This window comes from Streptomyces saintjeani (assembly GCF_055409605.1).
In genome coordinates, this window is record NZ_CP189624.1 from 2,245,323 (window position 1) to 2,262,285 (window position 16,963).

13 protein-coding genes and 1 pseudogene are annotated in these 16,963 nt (G+C 71.6%); 4 read left to right on the forward strand and 10 right to left on the reverse strand.

Features of this window, described 5'->3' with window-relative positions; all coding sequences use genetic code 11:
* Window positions 1–195: 195 nt before the first annotated feature.
* Window positions 196–1,137 (forward strand): 5-dehydro-4-deoxyglucarate dehydratase, encoded by a 942-nt coding sequence (locus tag ACQCO7_RS10000; RefSeq protein ID WP_464071480.1) that lies wholly within the window; start codon window positions 196–198, stop codon window positions 1,135–1,137.
* The gene (locus ACQCO7_RS10005) at window positions 1,134–2,294 is read left to right on the forward strand and encodes a hypothetical protein (protein ID WP_464071481.1); all 1,161 of its coding nucleotides are present in this window, start codon (window positions 1,134–1,136) and stop codon (window positions 2,292–2,294) included. The genes ACQCO7_RS10000 and ACQCO7_RS10005 overlap by 4 nt, the downstream gene beginning before the upstream one ends.
* Before the next feature lie 65 nt (window positions 2,295–2,359).
* On the opposite strand, the gene aac(3) is transcribed toward ACQCO7_RS10005, so the two are convergent.
* The gene (aac(3), locus tag ACQCO7_RS10010; protein ID WP_464071482.1) at window positions 2,360–3,208 is read right to left on the reverse strand and encodes an aminoglycoside 3-N-acetyltransferase; all 849 of its coding nucleotides are present in this window, start codon (window positions 3,206–3,208) and stop codon (window positions 2,360–2,362) included.
* A gap of 209 nt (window positions 3,209–3,417) precedes the next feature.
* Window positions 3,418–3,984 carry a TetR/AcrR family transcriptional regulator gene (locus ACQCO7_RS10015; RefSeq protein ID WP_464071483.1) on the reverse strand — a complete coding sequence of 189 codons (567 nt, stop codon included), beginning with the start codon at window positions 3,982–3,984 and terminating at the stop codon, window positions 3,418–3,420.
* 202 nt (window positions 3,985–4,186) lie between these two features.
* Between ACQCO7_RS10015 and ACQCO7_RS10020 the strand changes: the two are divergent.
* Window positions 4,187–5,773 (forward strand): annotated as a pseudogene (locus tag ACQCO7_RS10020) (MFS transporter).
* Here the strand turns inward: ACQCO7_RS10020 and ACQCO7_RS10025 are convergent.
* The 6 genes from ACQCO7_RS10025 to ACQCO7_RS10050 form a co-directional block, all read right to left on the reverse strand.
* A complete protein-coding gene (locus tag ACQCO7_RS10025; RefSeq protein WP_464071484.1) occupies window positions 5,706–5,900 on the reverse strand; it encodes a hypothetical protein in 195 nt (64 codons plus the stop codon). The pseudogene ACQCO7_RS10020 and the gene ACQCO7_RS10025 overlap by 68 nt on opposite strands.
* 13 nt (window positions 5,901–5,913) lie before the next feature.
* The gene (locus ACQCO7_RS10030; protein ID WP_464071485.1) at window positions 5,914–6,930 is read right to left on the reverse strand and encodes a 1-aminocyclopropane-1-carboxylate deaminase; all 1,017 of its coding nucleotides are present in this window, start codon (window positions 6,928–6,930) and stop codon (window positions 5,914–5,916) included.
* A gap of 74 nt (window positions 6,931–7,004) precedes the next feature.
* Window positions 7,005–7,652: a GntR family transcriptional regulator gene (locus ACQCO7_RS10035; RefSeq protein WP_464071486.1), complete on the reverse strand. Its 648-nt coding sequence runs from the start codon at window positions 7,650–7,652 to the stop codon at window positions 7,005–7,007.
* Window positions 7,653–7,722: 70 nt separating this feature from the next.
* On the reverse strand, window positions 7,723–9,303 hold the full coding sequence (locus ACQCO7_RS10040) for a TROVE domain-containing protein (RefSeq protein WP_464071487.1): 1,581 nt from the start codon (window positions 9,301–9,303) through the stop codon (window positions 7,723–7,725).
* A 354-nt stretch (window positions 9,304–9,657) separates the two neighbouring features.
* Window positions 9,658–11,091, reverse strand: coding sequence for an alkaline phosphatase PhoX (locus ACQCO7_RS10045; protein ID WP_464071488.1), 1,434 nt, complete (start codon window positions 11,089–11,091; stop codon window positions 9,658–9,660).
* Between the two features lie 185 nt (window positions 11,092–11,276).
* Window positions 11,277–12,692, reverse strand: a complete 1,416-nt coding sequence (locus ACQCO7_RS10050; RefSeq protein ID WP_464071489.1) for a hypothetical protein — start codon at window positions 12,690–12,692, stop codon at window positions 11,277–11,279.
* A 332-nt stretch (window positions 12,693–13,024) separates the two neighbouring features.
* On the opposite strand from ACQCO7_RS10050, the gene ACQCO7_RS10055 reads away from it, so the two are divergent.
* A complete protein-coding gene (locus tag ACQCO7_RS10055; protein ID WP_464071490.1) occupies window positions 13,025–14,842 on the forward strand; it encodes an endonuclease/exonuclease/phosphatase family protein in 1,818 nt (605 codons plus the stop codon).
* On the opposite strand, the gene ACQCO7_RS10060 is transcribed toward ACQCO7_RS10055, so the two are convergent.
* Together ACQCO7_RS10060 and ACQCO7_RS10065 are read right to left on the reverse strand one after the other, a co-directional pair.
* The gene (locus ACQCO7_RS10060; protein WP_464071491.1) at window positions 14,802–15,923 is read right to left on the reverse strand and encodes a cation:proton antiporter domain-containing protein; all 1,122 of its coding nucleotides are present in this window, start codon (window positions 15,921–15,923) and stop codon (window positions 14,802–14,804) included. The two genes, ACQCO7_RS10055 and ACQCO7_RS10060, sit on opposite strands and share 41 nt — an antisense overlap.
* Window positions 15,920–16,957: a hypothetical protein gene (locus ACQCO7_RS10065; protein ID WP_464071492.1), complete on the reverse strand. Its 1,038-nt coding sequence runs from the start codon at window positions 16,955–16,957 to the stop codon at window positions 15,920–15,922. The genes ACQCO7_RS10060 and ACQCO7_RS10065 overlap by 4 nt, the downstream gene beginning before the upstream one ends.
* Window positions 16,958–16,963 lie beyond the last annotated feature (6 nt).

The window sequence follows — 16,963 nt, forward strand, 5'->3', positions numbered from 1 at the left end:
TGCTTGGACAAGCTAAGTTTCCCGCCGTGTCCCGTCAAGGGGGCACGAAGGCGGGAATTCCGCTTTCGAGAGCACCTCCGCCCGCTTGACCCGTCGCGACAGGGCTCCTTAGGGTGGTCGTGTTCATAAATATGTACGTCGATCAGAAGCGTGACCGCGTTCTCTCTGCGGTCGCCCGACCGCCAGGGAGAGCCCGTGCCGACCGCCCCTCTCGCCGACCGTCTGAGCGCCCCCACCGGGCCCCTCTTCTTCCCCGTCACCGCCTACGGCCAGGACGGCTCCCTCGACCTCGACGCCTTCCGCGCGCACGTACGCGCGGGGGTCGACGCCGGTGCGGCGGCCGTCTTCGCGTGCTGCGGCACCGGGGAGTTCCACGCGCTCGACCCGGACGAGTTCGAGGCGTGCGTGCGCGCGGCCGTCGAGGAGACCGCCGGGCGCGTCCCGGTCGTCGCGGGCGCGGGGTACGGGACGCGGCTCGCCGTCCGGTACGCGCGCGTGGCGCACGAGGCGGGCGCCGACGGGCTGCTCGTCCTGCCGCCCTACCTGGTCGTCGCCGGACAGGAAGGGCTGCTGCGGCACTACCGCGAGGTGGCCGCCGCGACACCGCTCCCGGTGATCGTCTACCAGCGCGACAACGCGGTGTTCACGCCCGGGACGGTCGTCGAACTCGCGCGCACGGAGGGCGTCGTCGGCCTCAAGGACGGACTCGGCGACCTCGACCTGATGCAGCGCATCGTCAGCGCCGTACGCAGCGAGGTCCCCGGTGACTTCCTGTACTTCAACGGGCTGCCGACCGCCGAGCAGACGCAGCTCGCGTACCGCGCGCTGGGCGTCACGCTGTACTCGTCCGCCGTGTTCTGCTTCTCGCCCGAGATCGCGGGCGCGTTCCACCGCGCGCTGCGCGAGGGGGACGACGTCACCGTGAACCGTCTGCTCGACGGGTTCTTCCGGCCGTACGTCGAACTGCGCGCGCAGGGGCGCGGGTACGCCGTCTCGCTCGTCAAGGCCGCCGTGCGCATGCGCGGGCTCGACGTCGGCGAGGTCCGGCCGCCGTTGCAGGAGCCGGCCGAGGATCATGTGAAGCAGCTCGCGCAGTTGATCGAGCGCGGGCACGCGCTGCTGGAGGAGGACAAGTGAAGGCGTCCACGTTCGTCTACCCCTGGGACGTCAACGGTGATCCCGGGGCCCCCGCCCGGATCGCCTCCCTCGGTGTGGAGCAGGTGACGCTGGCCGCCGCGTACCACTCGACGCGCGCCCTGACGCCCCGTCACCCCCGGCATCGCATCGTCACCGCCGAGCACGCGGCGGTCCTGTACGGCCCTGACGCGCACTGGGAGGGCCGGACCCTCCGTCCGTACCCCGCCGGGTCCTGGGCGCCCGGAGAAGCCTTCTCGGAGGCCGCGCAGGCCCTTTCCGCCGCCGGCCTGGAGATCCACACGTGGGTCGTCCTCGCGCACAACTCCCGCCTCGGCGCCGAGCACCCGTCCACGTCCGTGGTCAACGCGTACGGCGACCGCTATCCCTGGGCGCCCTGCATCGCGCAGCCCGACACGCGCGCGTACCTGATCGACCTCGCCGCCGAGGCCGCCGTACGCCCCGGCGCCGCCGGCACCGAGCTGGAGTCCCTCGGCTGGTACGGGCTCCAGCACCTGCACGCCCACGACAAGACGGGCGGCGTGCCGCTGGGCGACGCGGGGATGTACCTGATGGCCCTGTGCTTCTGCGCCGTCTGCCGCGAGGGGTACGCCGGGCACGGCGCCGACCCCGAGGCGCTCGCCGCCGCCGTACGGCGGGCTCTGGAGCCGCTGTGGAAAGGCGCGCCGGACGACAACGGCTGGTCGGGCGTCGAGAAGCTCCTCGGCGAGACGTACGCCGCCGCCACGCGCGCGTGGCGTGACGAACGGGCCCGCACGCTCCAGGAGGCCGCCGTGAACGCCGTCCGCGCGGCGGCCCCGGCCGGCTTCCAGATCCTGCTGCACGCCGACCCGGCGACGTACCACGTCGGCGCCAACCCGGGCGTCGACCCCGCGCACATCCTCTCGGTCGCCGACGGCGTCGTCGTCCCCTGCGCGGGCGGCCCGGAACTCCTCCCACCGTTCGCGGAGACCGGCCAGGACGCGGTCATCGCGGCGAACTTCGGGATCGTCTCCGCGATGGGGGGCCGCCCCGGGGACCTCGCGGCCGATGCCGCCCGCGCGCGGGAGCTGGGGGCGACGGAGATCCGGCTGTATCACGCGGGGTTGGCGTCGGATGCGGATCTGGAGGTCACTCGGGGGGTGTTGGCTGCGCGCTGAGGGTGGGGGCGGGCATCAGGAACGGCGGGCCGGGGCGGGCAAGCGAGCCGCTCCCCGGCACCCGCCTACCCCGCCAGCTTCCCCTCGATCCACGCGCGCGCGAAAGCGACCGTCTCCCCCGCCTCGAACAGGTAGCTCTCCGCCGCGCCGACCCGCCCCCGCCGGCCGATTCCCGCCGCCAGCATGTCCCGTGCGATGACCTCGAACGGTTCCGTCCCCTCGGGGACCACGGCCGAGTAGTCGAACGCGCCCTCCTCCGAGTCGATGTCGTGGAAGCGGCGCCAGACACGGCGGCCGTCCTCCAGGACCGGCTGTTCGTAGTCGACGTACCTCTTGCCGGGGGCCTCGGCGAGGGCTTCCGCGTGGTGCAGCAGGGTCAGGGTGTCCAGGGGAGCGCCGAGGAGGAGGACGCGGCCGGTGTGGGCGACGAGCCGGGCGAGAGGGCTGCCGGGGCCGTGGGGGTCGTTCCAGGGGTGGTCGGACATCAGGGCGTCCGCCGCCGCGCCCAGGGCCGCGAAACTGGCGTCGGGATGGCGGCTGCGTACGGCTCCGGGCCGGCGGCGCAACGCCTCGGGCAGCCGCCCGTTGTTGTGATCGGCCTCGCTCGACTCGACGTCGTACGCGGGGTGTTCCGCGCGCAGGGCGTCCTGCCACTCCTGGGGCCAGGTGACGAATTCGTACGGGGGCGCGTCGTTCCAGCCGCAGGTCACCATGAGGGTCCCGCGCGGCCCGACGACGTCCTGGAGCGCGCCGATCACCGTCGGGGGCCCGCCCGCGACGTAGCCGAGCGCGGACATGCGGGTGTGGAACATGACGACGTCACCGGCCGCGAGGCCGAGCGCGGCCAGGTCACGGCTGAGCCGGGTACGGGTCACAGGGCCGCCGGAGCGCTTCAGCGGGTCCATCTCGTCCATGGTCACGAACCTATCCCCCGGGCCGGCCGAACTGCCGTACGCCGAGGGCGATTTCGAACCACCGCCCACAACGCGCACCCCGGCCTCCGAGCGCAACTCCCCTCGCCCTGGAGGCGACTCACGCCCTGAGTCCCGCCCCGGCCTTCGAGCGCATCCTTCCCCCTCGGACCCCCTCCCTGCGCCCTCGCCCCTCTCCCTCGGGGCCTCCCCTACCCCTTCAACCCCGCCACCAACACCCCCACATACCGCCGCACCTCTCCCCCATCCCCCTGCCCCAACTCCGCCGCCGTAGCCACCCCGTGCGCCAACCGCAGCACATCGACGGCCGACAGGTCCCCCCGCAACGCCCCCACCTCCTGGGCCCGTTCGACAAGCCTCCCCGCGGCCTCCTTCATCCGCGTCCCGCAGACGCTGACCGCGGCGACGCTCCCGTCGGTGACGGCGGAGCCCAACAGCGCCTTCATGCCCCGGACTTGGATGGTCCCGACGCAGAGTTCGTGGAGCCACTCCTCCAGGGCCTCCCCCGGCGGGAGTTCCGCGCCGAGGGAGTCGGCACGCAGCGCGAGCGCCTCGATGTGATCGACGTACGCCGCCTCCAACAGCGCCTGGCGCGTGGGGAAATGGCGATAGAGCGTGCCGGAGCCGACGCCGGCCCGCTTGGCGATGTCGTCGAGGGACGCCGACTCCCCGTGCTCGGCGAAGGCTTCGGCAGCGGCTTTCAGAAGACGTTCGTAATTGCGGCGGGCGTCCGCGCGCATGGGCTTGACCTGCGTCATCCAGCAACTCCTCGCGACCCCATACAGCCACTCCTCGTCCCACACGCCCACCGGCTCCTTGCGAAGCGGGGACTCTCTCCGTATTTTCGGGCACTAACCGGGGACAGTCCCCGGTTATCCCGGAGCGACACGGCGACCGGCACACCGCGCTGCCCGCATGCTCCACCACTCCACCCCGAGGACACCAGACAGGGAGCACCCCATGTCCACCCCGTCCCCCGAACCCGCGCCCCCACCGGGTGCCGTCCTGCTCGTGATCGTCGCCGCGTACCTGATGGTCGGCGTCGACGCCACCGTCATGAACGTCGCCCTCCCCGCCATCCGGCAGGACCTCCACTTCACGGACACCACCCTCTCCTGGGTCCTCAACACCTACACCCTCGCGTTCGGCGGGTTACTCCTCCTCGGCGGCCGGACCGGGGACCTCCTGGGCAGGCGCCGCGCCCTCACTCTCGGCGTCCTGGTCTTCACCGGCGCCTCCCTGCTCGGCGGACTCGCGCCCGACGGCACCTGGCTGCTCGTCGCCCGCGCACTACAGGGCATCGGCGCCGCCCTCACCGCCCCGAGCACCCTGGCCCTGCTCACGAGCACGTTCCCGGAAGGCCCGCGCCGCCACCACGCGCTCGGCGTCCACTCCTCGACCGCGGGCATCGGCGCATCGGTCGGCCTGGTGCTCGGCGGCATGCTCACCTCGTGGGCGTCCTGGCGCTGGGCCCTGCTGATCAACGTCCCCGTCGGCGCGGCGATCGTCGCCGCACTCCCCCGGCATGTCCCCGAAACCCCGCGCCACACAGGCGAGTTGGACATCAAGGGCGCCCTCACGGGAACCCTCGGCACGACGTCGCTGGTGTACGGGTTCATCGAGGCGTCGGAGCGGGGGTGGACACACGGCACGACCCTCGCCGCGTTCGCCGCGGCGGCCGTACTCCTCTGCTGCTTCACGCTCGTCGAGACGCGGGCCGCTCAACCCCTCATGCCGCTGCGGCTGTTGGCCGACCGCAACCGCGCGGGCGCGTACGCCGGGGTGATGCTGGTGCCCGCCGGGATGTTCGGCGCGTTCTACTTCCTCACACTGATCAGCCAACAGGCGCTGCACTAGAGCCCGTTGAAGACGGGGTTCGCCTTCCTGCCGCTGACCGTCGCGCTGTTCACGACGGTCCGCCACGTCCCCCGCCTCCTCGCCCGCCTCGGCGCGAAGCCGCTCATGCTGACCGGTACGGCCCTGCTGACCGCGTCGGCGTCGTGGCTCTGGCGCATCGAACCCGGCGACGGCTGCGCGGCGGGACTGCTCGGCCCCCTGCTGCTCACCGGCCTCGGGATCGGCCTGTGCCTGATGCCGCTGAACGCGACGATCCTCGCCAACGTCCGTCCCCCCGAGGCCGGTTCGGCGTCGGGGCTGCTCCAGACGTGCCAGTGGCTCGGCGGCACCGTGGGACTCACCGTGCTGGTCACGGTGTACGGCACCGCCGCCCGCGACGCGAGCGGCACCCCCGGCGAGATCCTCACCGAGGGTGCCTCCCACGCGTTCGGGGTGGGCGCGCTGATCTCGCTCGCGGCGCTGCTGACGGTGGCGCTGGTGATCCGTACCCCTCGAACTCCCGTGCCACCGCAGCCCGTTGCGCCACCGCAGCCCACCGCGCCACCGGAAGCCGACGCACCGCTCCAGGCCACCGCGCCCCCGGAAGCCGTCACGCGACCGGGAGCCGCCCCGCACCCGCCCGTCACCTCTCCGTCGCCCCCGCCGCCAGATCCCGGAGGAAGTGCCGCGCCCCGACCAGGAACACGATGATCAGCGGCACCACACTCATCAACGCCCCGGCCATCACCAGCGAATAGTCCGCCTGGTAAAGGACGTTGAGGTTCGCCGGCGCCAGCCGGAACATCGGCAGCGTGATATCCGGCCTGCGCCGGAACATGATCCCCTTGTTCTCAGAACAGCGCGCTGTACGCGTTCAGCGCCGGCTGCCCGCCCAAGTGGGCGTACAGGACGGTGGATTCGGCGCCGATCTCGCCCCGCCGGACCAGATCGACCATCCCCGCCATGGACTTGCCCTCGTACACCGGGTCGGTAATCATGCCCTCCGTGCGGGCCGCGAGGCGCATCGCGTCGAGGGTCGTCTCGTCCGGGACGCCGTAGATCCCGGCGTGGTAGCGCTCGTCCAGCTCGACGTCGTCCTCGGTCAACTCGCGCTTGACGCCGATGAGTTGGCCGGTGCGCTGCGCGATGCGGGCGATCTGCGTCCGCGTCTCGACGGGCTTCGCGGAGGCGTCGATGCCGAGTACGCGCCGGGGACGCCCGCCCGCCTCCTCCAGCGCCGCGAACCCGGCGACCATCCCGGCCTGCGTGGAGCCGGTGACGGAACAGACCACGACCGTGTCGAAGAAGACGCCCGACTCCCGCTCCTGCTCGGCGACTTCGTACGCCCACCCGGCGAACCCGAGCCCACCGAGCGGATGGTCGGAGGCGCCCGCCGGGATCGCGTACGGCGTGCCGCCCGACTCCTCCACCTCCCTCAGCGCCAGCTCCCAGCTCTCCTTGAACCCGATCCCGAACCCGGCCTTCACGAGCCGGACGTCCGCGCCGGCGAGGCGGCTGATCAGGATGTTGCCGACCTTGTCGTACACGGAGTCCGGCCAGTCCACCCAACTCTCCTGCACCAGCACGCACTTGAGCCCGGCGCGCGCGGCGCAGGCTGCGACCTGGCGGGTGTGGTTGGACTGCACCCCGCCGATCGACACGAGCGTGTCGCACCCCTTCGCGAGGGCGTCGGCGACCAGGTACTCCAGCTTGCGCGTCTTGTTGCCGCCGTACGCCACACCGGAGTTGCAGTCCTCGCGCTTGGCCCACAGGGCGGCGCCGCCGAGGTGCGCGGTGAGGCGCTCCAGGGGGTGGACCGGGGAGGGGCCGAAGAGGAGGGGGTAACGGTCGTACGAGGAAAGGGACATGAGGTTCTCCCGAACGGGTCTCAAGAAGCACGGAATGTCACGAGGAACGCGAACTTTCAGACGAGATCGACCTGTCAGACGAGGTCGACGAGTTCTTCGAGCCCCCGCCAGATCTCCGCCGTCGCCCGCACCGCCCCGGCCACGTCCCCGGCCTCGCACGCGTCGATCAGCCGCTCGTGCAGCCCGGCGGACCGGCAGTTGCCGCCCTCACCGAACCGGCGCCGCTCCAGGCGGCGGATCAGCGGCGTGTAGCGGGCGATCGTGGCGGCGGCGGCGCGGTTGCCGCCCACCCGGACGAGTACGTCGTGCAGCTCGTCGTCGGCGAGGAGCGCCGCGTCGACGTCCCCCGCGACGACGGCGCCCGCGAACCGCTCGTTGGCGGCGCGCATGGTGGCGATGTCCGCGAGGGTGAGGCGGGTTACGGCGATCCTGGCCGCCAACTCGTGCATCGCACCCACGACGGCGGCGGCGTCCCGCACCTCGCTCGCGACGAGCGGCGTGACCCGCGTATAGCTCTGCGGCTTGCTCTCCAGCAGCCCTTCGTCCACGAGCCGCGCGAACGCCTCCCGCACCGGCGCCCTCGACAGCCCCAGCCGCTCGGCCAGATCGATGTCCCGCACGACCGCCCCGGGCTCGATCTCCCCGCTGACGATGGCGTCCCGAATGGCTTCACAGGCACGGTCCCTGAGGAGGGTACGGCCCACGGGTCTTATGGCTTCCATGAATTGAAATGTTAAATGTCAGTCAGATGAAGGGCAAGGCCCGCACTCCCCCGAAGTGCGGGCCCCATGCTCAGACGAGCCACGGCCAGTCGGCGTTCCGTGCCCTCTCCAGCAGCGGCACCATCCGGAACGCCGCGTCCGAAAGCCCGCCGAACGTATGCCGGTTGGCCGTCCCGGAGGGACCGTGACCGGCCCGGTACCCCGCCAGGTTCCAGGTGTAGACCGGGATGTCGGCCGGGACCTGCCCGGTCGGGTCGCCGTGCGAGCTGTACGCGTACTGCTCGTCGGTGACGATCAGCACCCGGTCCTGCCCCCGGTAGTGGGAGCGGATCGCGGAGACCGTGTCGGTGCCGCCGAGGTCGCCGAAGCGCTCCAGGATCCTCAGCACCGACTCCCCCTGGTCGAAGGCGAGTCGACGGCTCGTCGTCCCGAACTCGACGAGGTCCGCGTCCTCGGCGCGCAGCGCGAGCGCCGTGCCGAAGATCGCCGCCGCGTCGGCCCGGTTGAGCTGCGAGCGCTCCGAGAGACGGGACCACATCGAGCCGGACCGGTCGACCAGGACGAGGGTGCGGCCGGGCAGCGCGGGCACGTTGGCCAGCGAGTGCCCGAGCGCCCGCTCCAGCGGGTACGCCCAGCGCAGCGAGGGCGCGTGCCGGTACGCGGCGAGGTAGCGGAACGGGAACTGCCGGGAACGCGCGACCTGTTCGGGATCGCTGATCCGGGCGGCGACCCGCGCGGCGACCTCGTCGGAGACGCCGGCCTCGTCGAAGTTGCGCAGGTTCCGCAGCAGCGCCATCGCCCCCATCGAGGGGATCACCGCCTCCCACGCGTCCTTGTCCATCGGCCCCTGGAGCCAGCCCGCCAGTGCCTCCCACGTCATCCCGGCCGCCGCGAGCCGCTCGGCACCGCCGTCCGACGTGACGACCGCCCGCCGCCGCTCGACCGGCAGCTCCATCAACTCCCGGTGCGCGCGCAGCACTTGGTCCGAATCCGGCGCCACGGCCGTCTCCGGGTGGTGCCGCCGGTCCAGCGCGTACCGGAACAGCTCGCCCTGCCAGGGCTTCGCCGGGTCCGGCGCCGCGTGCACCAGGTTGAGGATGTCACCGAAGCGGTATCCCTTGGCCGAAGTGTCGTACTTCAGCAGGGACTTGGCGTGGTAGAGCCGCCGTACGGCGTCTGCGACGCCGCGCTTGACTGGCTTCGGGACGTTACGGCCGTGAGTCACCGTCCAGTAGGCGAGCAACTCGCCGGGCTCGTCAGGGCGTTGCAGTACGGAGTCGACGACGCCGCGATTCGAGGGGCCCTCGGTGACGCCGGCCGCGAGGCGCGCGTGCACGTACTCGGCGGCGCCGACCACGGCCGCCGTACGGAGATTGCCCTCGCCGCGCAGCCAGCCGAGGAGTCCCGCCGTCCACTCGGGGTCGGTGACCGCCAACTGGCGTACCAGCGTGGTGAACCGGTTGTCCCGGTCGGCGCCGGACTCGTAGAAGGTGTTCTCGGAGACGAAATTGGCGACCGCGAGCAGGAAAAGTTCGGAGCGGGCGTCTCGTTCGTGACCGCGACCGCCCTCGCCGGTGCGCAGGGTGCGGCCGGTGGTGGTGACGGGAGACGTCGTCCGCGCCTTCGTGGCACGGGTGTTGAAACGGGCCATGGTGAATTTCCCCCGAAATTCGGTGAGTCGTGGGGGAAGGCACGGCGCGTGGAGGGTGCCCGAGGTCAGGAGTCGGCGACGGACTTATTCAGATGCTCTACCGGATTGAGCTACGCCGGCCGTGAGCCGGCGACGGGATTCGAACCCGCAACCGTCCGATCCAGAGAAGTAACCGTTGCCTGCGCACCGGGCACCCACCACAAGCCGCGCCTCCCGAGATCAAGTCGACTGCGGTATCGGATTCTTTGGAAGAAGTAACCGCGGTCCGCGCACCGGGAGGTGCGTGCTTTCGTGTCTCCGACTCTAGGAGACGCGGCCTGCCGGGGTCGAACTAATTAACGCCCCCCGAAACACTCACCGCTTCTGCCGCTTCCACGGCCCCGTGATCGCCACCATGATCCCCGGCGTCTGGATGTTGGCGTACAGCGTCCGCCCGTCCGGCGAGAAGGTCACCCCCGTGAACTCGCTGTACTCCGGGGCCTCTTCGGTCCCGGCGTTCAGTTCGTTGCGGGCGATGGGGTAGGTCCGGCCGGAGTCCGTGGCGCCGAAGAGGTGCTGGATCCCCTCGCCGTCCTCGGCGATGACGAGGCCGCCGTAGGGGGAGACGGTGATGTTGTCGGGGCCGTCGAAGGCGCCGTCCCGCGCGGGGTCGGGGTTGACGCCCAGCAGGACCTTCAGGGTCAGCGTGCGCCGCTTCGGGTCGTAGAACCAGACCTGCCCGTCGTGCTGGACGGGGCTCTCGGAGCGGGCGTAGGAGGAGACGACGTAGGCGCCGCCGTCCGCCCACCACATGCCCTCCAGCTTGCGGGCGCGGGTGATCTCGCCGTCGGCGAACTGCTTGCGCACGGCGACGGTCTTCGCGTCGCGGTCGGGTACGTCGACCCAGTCGACGCCGTACACCGTGCCGGTCTTCGTCGCCCGGGACAGGTCGTCCACGAACTTGCCGCCGGAGTCGAAGCACTTGGGCGCCTGGAGGACGCCGGCGTCGTCGGCGAGGGTGCGGAACCTGCCCCGGCCGTGCTCGAAGCCCTTCGGCGGGGTCCAGCGGAAGAGCAGGCCGTTGGGGGTCGCGGCGTCCTCGGTGAGGTAGGCGTGGCCGCGCTTCGGGTCGATGACGACGGCCTCGTGGTCGTAACGCCCGAAGAACTTCAGGGGTTTGGGGTCCTGGTTGGCCCGCCGGTCGACGGGGTCGACCTCGAAGACGTACCCGTGGTCCTTGGTCATCCCGTTCGTGCCGGCCCGGTCGGAGTTCTCCTCGCAGGTCAGCCAGGTTCCCCAAGGGGTGCGCCCGCCCGCGCAGTTGGTGGACGTCCCGGCGATCCCGACCCACTCCGCGACCCGCCCGCCGGGCCGCACCTCGACGACCGTGCAGCCACCGGAGGCGGCGGGGTCGTACACGAGCCCCTCGGTGAGCGGCACCGGGTGCGCCCACTTCGAACGCGGCCCCTTCAGCTCGTGGTTGTTGACCAGCAGCGTCGTACCGCGCGGCCCGTCGAAGGCCGCCGTCCCGTCGTGGTTGGACGGCGTGAACTCACCGGTCTCCAGCTTGGTCCGCCCGCTGTACGTGATGACGCGGTACGAGAACCCGGCGGGAAGCGCGAGCAGCCCCTTGGGATCGGGCAGCAGCGGACCGTACCCGACACCCCCGTGCTCGCACCCCTCGCTCTCGACGTCGGTGGAGGCAAGGGCGCCCGGCGCGGTGGCGAGCGCTCCCGCGCTGCCGGCCAGCACGACCCCGGCTCCGGTGAGCGCGGATCTCGCGGCGAAGTCCCTGCGGGTGAGCGACATGTTGTCTCCTGAGACGAGTCGGATGCCGTGGAGGGTGGCGCGCGGAAGTCCGCGAAGACACACTTCCGCTCACGCTTTAACGCCAGTTGAACAACGCCCTACTGGGGCGCGGGGCTGCATCCAATATGCAGCCCCGCCGCGTGGGCGCGACCAGCCCACAACGACCTGCACCCGCCCTCCGAAGCTCAACCCCCCTGCTGCGACCGCGCCTTGAACGCCGCCTTACGAGCCTCCTTGGCCACCCTCTTGTCCGGGTGCAACCGCCCCATCGCCTCCAGCACATCGGCGGTAGCCGGATGCCCCACCCTCCACACCGCCGCGAAGAACCCTTCGTGCTGCGCCGCCAACCCCTCCACCAACGCCTGGAGTTCCTCGGAGTTCCCCTCCGCAGCCAGCTGCGCGGCCACCGTGTCGATGGTCAGCCAGAACACCATCTCCTCGGACGGCGCAGGCACATCAGCGACCCCCAGCTCACTGAGCCACACCCGAGCGAGCCCACCCAGCTCAGGATCGTCGAGGACCTCCCGCACGGCGGGCTCCGCCTCCACCCCCACCAGCGACAACGCCTGCTGACACCGCAACCGCCGCAGCGGAGCCCCCTCGTCCGCACCCCGTGCAGCCGCCAGCAACTCCCGCGCCGCATCGAGGGGTTGACGCAGCCCGAGCCACTGCTCGGTCTCGGCCCGCGCCGCGCGCGACCCGTACGACGCGGTCCCGTCGAGCAGCGCGTCGGCGCCCTTGTCGGCGAGTTCCCCCACCGCCGGCACGACGAACCCGGCGTCGAGGAGCCGGGCCCGCAGCCCGTACCGCCCGAGCGCGGTGAGCCGCACCATCCCGTACCGCGAGACGTCCGTCTCGTCGACGCCCTCGGCGACCTCGCCCTCCATGAGCGCCTCGTCGACGGGCTCGTACTCGACGAGCCCGACCGGCTCCAGCAGCCGGAACTGGTCGTCGAGCCGCATCATCGCGTCGGAGACCTGCTCCAGGACGTCGTTGGTGGGCTCCCCCATGTCCCCGGGGACGATCATCGAGGCGGCGAGGGCGGGCAGCGGCACGGGCCCCTCGCCGGGACCGTCCTCGCTGACGGACAGCAGGTAGAGGTTGCCGAGGACCCCGTCGAGGAACTCCGCCTCGGCCTCGGGGTCCCAGTCCAGCTCGGAGAGGTCGACCCGGCCGCCCTCGTCCATCATCTCCATGAGCGCGTCGAGGTCGGGGGTGCCGGCGTCGGCCAGGACGGTCTCCAGCGCGGCGAGCCAGACGGTCAGCACGTCCTGCGGGGAGCCGCCGAGCAGCGCGAGGTCCTCGCCCGTACGGACGGTCCCGGCCTCCTCGTCGACGATCTCGACGAGCCCGGCGTCGACGGCGACCCGCCACGCCTCGCTGGCGTACGCGGGCGCGTCCTCCCCGGTCAGCCCCAGCTCCTCGGCGGCGGCCGGCAGCTGCTCCTCCGCGAGCCCGCCCCCGGCGTCCACCCGGGTCGCGGGCCCGGCCCACCGGGCGAGCCGCGCGGCCCGCTCCAGCAGCGGTACGGCGAGGGCGTCCCGCGCCAGCTCCGCTTCGGTGGCGAGCCGCACGGGTGGCAGGGGGGAGCTGTCTGACATCGGCTGTTTCTCCTCAGCGAGCACCGGCGGTACGACCCGTAGTACCTGTAGTACCTGAGACCGAGACGGCCTGTCGTACCTCACCCCGAAGCCTAGACGGGTTTCGTCCCCCGACGCCCGGTTCACCTGCCCGCCGGCCCCCGTACATGGCCGAAACCTTGACAAGTGGCGAGATCAACAAGGAGATTGACGCGCGTAGAAAGAAGGGGCGGCCGTACGCCCGTCCCCCCGCTTTCTACGCGTGTCACGTACCTGCCAGACTCAGGTTCCCGCACTTCCCCCCACGCGCTGTGCCGTCCTCGCCCCGCCCACTCCCGCCCCGGAGGGATCACTTGCCCAGCAAGTCGTCCGCGCGTCTCGCCGCGCTCACCGTCGCCGCCGTCTGCTCGGCCGCGTCCACCGTCGTCCTCGTCTCGCCCGCGCACGCGGACACCGTCCGTGTCCACGACATCCAGGGCACGACCCGGATCTCCCCTTACGCCGGCCAGCAGGTCACGGACGTCCCCGGCATCGTCACGGGCATCCGTACGTACGGCTCGTCCCGGGGTTTCTGGATCCAGGACCCGAACCCGGACGCGAACCCGGCGACCAGTGAGGGCGTCTTCGTCTTCACCGGCTCCACCCCGAAGGGCGTCGCGGTCGGCGACGCGGTCACGGTCACGGGAACGGTCTCGGAGTTCGTCCCCGGCGGGACCGCCTCCGGCAACCAGGCCGTCACCGAGATCACGAAGCCGACGACCACCGTCGTCTCCAGCGGCAACGCGCTCCCGGCGCCGGTCGTGATCAGCGCCCGTTCGGTCCCGGCGGCGTACGCGCCCGCCCCGGACGGCTCGGTCAACGGCCTCACCCTGGAGCCGAAGAAGTACGCCCTGGACTACTACGAGTCCCTGGAGGGTATGAACGTCCAGGTCGCCGACACCCGCGTGGTCGGTGCCACGGACCCGTTCACCGAGCTGTGGGTGACGGTGAAGCCGTGGGAGAACGTGAACCGCCGGGGCGGCACGGTGTACGGCTCGTACACGTCGCAGAACACCGGCCGGCTCCAGATCCAGTCCCTCGGCGCGACCGCCGACTTCCCGGCCGCGAACGTCGGTGACACGCTCAAGGGCGAGACGACCGGCCCCCTCGACTACAACCAGTTCGGCGGCTACACCCTCGTCGCGAGCAAGCTCGGCACCCTCGAAAGCGCCGGTGTGCAGCGGGAGTCGACGCGCAAGCAGGCACGGAACGAGCTGGCGGTCGCGACGTACAACGTCGAGAACCTCGACCCCTCGGACACCACCTTCGCCGCGCACGCGTCCGCGATCGTGAACAACCTGAAGTCGCCCGACATCGTGTCGCTGGAGGAGATCCAGGACAACAACGGCGCGAAGAACGACGGCACGACGGCCGCCGACGTCACGGTCACGAAGCTGATCGACGCGATCGTAGCGGCGGGCGGCCCGAAGTACGACTGGCGTTCGATCTCCCCGGTCGACGGCCAGGACGGCGGCGAGCCCGGCGGCAACATCCGCCAGGTGTTCCTCTTCAACCCGCAGCGCGTCTCCTTCACGGACCGCGCGGGCGGCGACGCCACGACGGCCGTCGGGGTCACGAAGGTGCGCGGCAAGGCCGAACTCACCGTCTCCCCGGGCCGGATCGACCCGGCGAACGAGGCGTGGAAGAACAGCCGCAAGCCGCTCGTCGGCGAGTTCACCTTCCGCGGCAAGACCGTCTTCCTGATCGCCAACCACTTCAACTCCAAGGGCGGCGACCAGGGTCTGACCTCGCAGTACCAGCCCCCGGCCCGCTCCTCGGAGGTCCAGCGCCACCAACAGGCCACGCTGGTCAACGCGTTCGTCAAGAACGTCCTGGACACCCAGAAGAACGCGGACGTCATCGCCCTCGGCGACATCAACGACTTCGAGTTCTCCGGCACCGCGCAGATCCTGGAGTCGGACGGCGCGCTCTGGTCGGCGATCAAGTCCCTGCCGAAGAGCGAGCGTTACTCGTACGTCTACCAGGGCAACGCGCAGGTCCTCGACCAGATCCTGATCAGCCCCTCGATCCGCCGGTCCTGCGACTTCGACTACGACTCCGTGCACGTCAACTCGGAGTTCCACGACCAGATCAGCGACCACGACCCGCAGGTGCTGCGCTTCCAGCCGTAGCGGTACGGATACGACGGCCCGGTCCCCTCTTTCGCCGAGGGCCCGGGCCGTTCTTACGCCGAGGAAACGGGCCGCCGCCCTTCCCTGTCCTCCCTACGGCCGAATTGGCCAGGAAATGCAGCAGGTTGACGGTCACGATCGCGGGCGCGACGATCCCCGGCGCGCGCGGGAACGCCGGTTCGAGGGACAGCGCGAGGACGATCGCCGTGACCCCGTTCTGCTGGCCCAGCGAGAGCAACACCCGGTCGGTGCGCGGGAGCCGGCGGGTCAGGACGGCCGCGACGACGGCGTGCGCGGCGAACGCGGCGGCGCCGAGGACGACCCCGTACCCGACGCTGACGCCCCCGACGAGCAGCATCCCGAGCAGGAACGCGGCCGTGGCATAGGCCGCTCTGGTCACCGCGCCCACGAAACGCCCCACCAGCTCCGGCCGGAAGAACAGCCCGACGACCGCGATCCCCAGCATCAGCGTGTACGACGCGGCCAGCACCAGCATCCCCACGACCAGCACGACCCCGGCGGCGTCCGCCCACCGCCCGCGCCATCGCCGGACGAGGAACCAGGCGCCCCCGGCGACCGCCACCAGGACGGCGCTCCAGCCGAGTTGGGCCGCGTAGCCGCCCGCCGAGCCGCCGATGCCCTCGCCGTGCGCGACCAGCGGGACGGTGAACGCGGTGAGCAGGACGGTCACGGGGTCGTCGAAGGACGCCCAGACGGAGAGGATCGTCTTCGCGCGCGGGGACATGCGGGAGGAGTCGCGCAGGGCGGCGACGGAGAGGGGGTCGACCTGGGCGACGGTGACGGCGAGGACGAGGTACGCGGGATCGTCGAGCGTCAGCCACAACACCCCGGCGATGAGTGCCGCTTTGGCGACGACACCGACCGTCACCGCGAGGCCGATCAGCCCCAGGTGCTCGCGGGCCTCGCGCAGCGAGATGTCGGAGGTGCTGCCGTAGAGGCCGACGGCGAGCAGGAGCATCGTCGCGAAGAGGAACGCGTCGGACCCGCTGACCTCCCCGGTGCCGTTCCCCACCGCCCAGCCCGCCGCCAACAGGCCCAGCAGCAGGCCGAGTTGCCTCACCCGGACGTGAACCGGTCGGGCGCCAGGACGCGTTCCACGGCCGTCGTCAGCTCGGCCATCCTGAGGTCGGCGTGGAAGACGCGGTCCTGGTTGAGGGTGACGCCGAGCAGGAAGGGCCCATCGCCGACGGCGGCGTAGTAGAGGGCGCCCTCGTCGACGTCGAGGACGGTCCGCGTGAGGCGGCCGGGCAGGACGGCCCTGAGGGAGTGGTTGAGGCGGGCGACGACGAACGGCAGCCGCTGGGCGATGTCCTGGTAGCGGTCGCGGCGGCTCTCCCGGCTGATGTTGCGGAAGTAGGGGGCGAGCTGGGCGAGTTCGAGGACGTCGGTGGAGAGGAGGCCGGACGGGTCGTGGTAGGCGACGTAGTGCAGGTCCTCGACGGACAGCGCGGCGGCGCAGGCGGTGAGGAGGGTCTCGGGGTGCGGTCCGACGGCGCCGGAGCGGTCGGTGTGCAGCGCCTCGGTGACGGTCGCCGGGCCGTCCGGCTGCGAACGGCCCACGGGAGGCGGCTTCTTGTGGTCGGCCGCCTCGAACCCGCCGTAGTTCGGGCCGCGTTGGCGCAGTATCTCGGCGAACCGGACGGCGAGGCGGGCCATCGCCCGGTCGCCGGACTCGTCGTGCTCGCCGCCGAGCGAGACGCCGGTGAGGTACTCGCCGGGGCGGACGTAGTAGTGGAAGACGGATGCCTCACCGAGTCTCAGCACCGTACGGATGAGCCGTCCGCTCTCGGCGGGGCGCAGGGCGCGGTCCATCCGGCCGAGCAGGAAGTTGAGCTGGCGTCCGACGCGGATGTACAGCTCGCGGTCGACGGCGGCGTCCTCGGCGACCGACTCCAGTATGTCCACGGAGTAGTTGTAGACACCCCGGTGGTAGGCGGCGACGTGGTGAAGCCCGTCGGAGTGCAGCGCCTCGGCGCACATCTCGACGAAGTCGTCGCTGGCGGTGGTGACATGGGCCGCGCGCAGGCGCAGCGGGGTCACCACCGAGGTCCCGGTGGGAGTGTCGGTTCGGTCGGGGTCCGCGGTGTCCACCACGCCTCC

Bases quoted from the DNA above. Each gene is read 5' to 3' on its own strand.
- ACQCO7_RS10045 (WP_464071488.1), bottom strand. From the start codon at position 11,091: ATGTCGCTCACCCGCAGGGACTTCGCCGCGAGATCCGCGCTCACCGGA.
- ACQCO7_RS10050 (WP_464071489.1), bottom strand. From the start codon at position 12,692: ATGTCAGACAGCTCCCCCCTGCCACCCGTGCGGCTCGCCACCGAAGCG.
- ACQCO7_RS10035 (WP_464071486.1), bottom strand. From the start codon at position 7,652: ATGGAAGCCATAAGACCCGTGGGCCGTACCCTCCTCAGGGACCGTGCC.
- ACQCO7_RS10040 (WP_464071487.1), bottom strand. From the start codon at position 9,303: ATGGCCCGTTTCAACACCCGTGCCACGAAGGCGCGGACGACGTCTCCC.
- ACQCO7_RS10030 (WP_464071485.1), bottom strand. From the start codon at position 6,930: ATGTCCCTTTCCTCGTACGACCGTTACCCCCTCCTCTTCGGCCCCTCC.
- ACQCO7_RS10015 (WP_464071483.1), bottom strand. From the start codon at position 3,984: ATGACGCAGGTCAAGCCCATGCGCGCGGACGCCCGCCGCAATTACGAA.
- ACQCO7_RS10025 (WP_464071484.1), bottom strand. From the start codon at position 5,900: ATGTTCCGGCGCAGGCCGGATATCACGCTGCCGATGTTCCGGCTGGCG.